This is a genomic window from Christiangramia aquimixticola (assembly GCF_048285835.1).
Taxonomy (GTDB): Bacteria; Bacteroidota; Bacteroidia; order Flavobacteriales; family Flavobacteriaceae; genus Christiangramia; species Christiangramia aquimixticola.
The window spans coordinates 1-281 of record NZ_JBLVTL010000328.1 but is presented as its reverse complement, the minus strand read 5'-3'; the positions used below and the strand labels follow the sequence as shown (position 1 = coordinate 281).

1 protein-coding gene is annotated in these 281 nt (G+C 45.9%); it reads right to left on the bottom strand.

What is annotated here, in order from left to right:
• On the bottom strand, window positions 1-281 hold a 281-nt coding region (locus ACNKXV_RS14680), incomplete at both ends, for a GTP-binding protein (protein ID WP_417908438.1).

Below are 281 nucleotides of genomic sequence, written 5' to 3'. Positions count from 1 at the left end.
CAAAAGTGGAAGGATAGAATCGGTAGGGTTTTTCCAGTCAGGACCCATCCAGTTTTGCTTAGCCGAACCGTAAAGTGTCTGGAACTCCAACTGCTCTTCGGTTGCGTCCAAGTTGAACATCAATTCGAATACAGACTCATGAACTTCGTCAGGTCTACAGTTTTCTTTGTCTACTTTATTTACTACCACGATTGGAGTAAGGCCCAACGCAAGAGCTTTACCCAATACAAATCGGGTCTGAGGCATTGGTCCTTCGAAGGCATCCACCAAGAGGATTACCC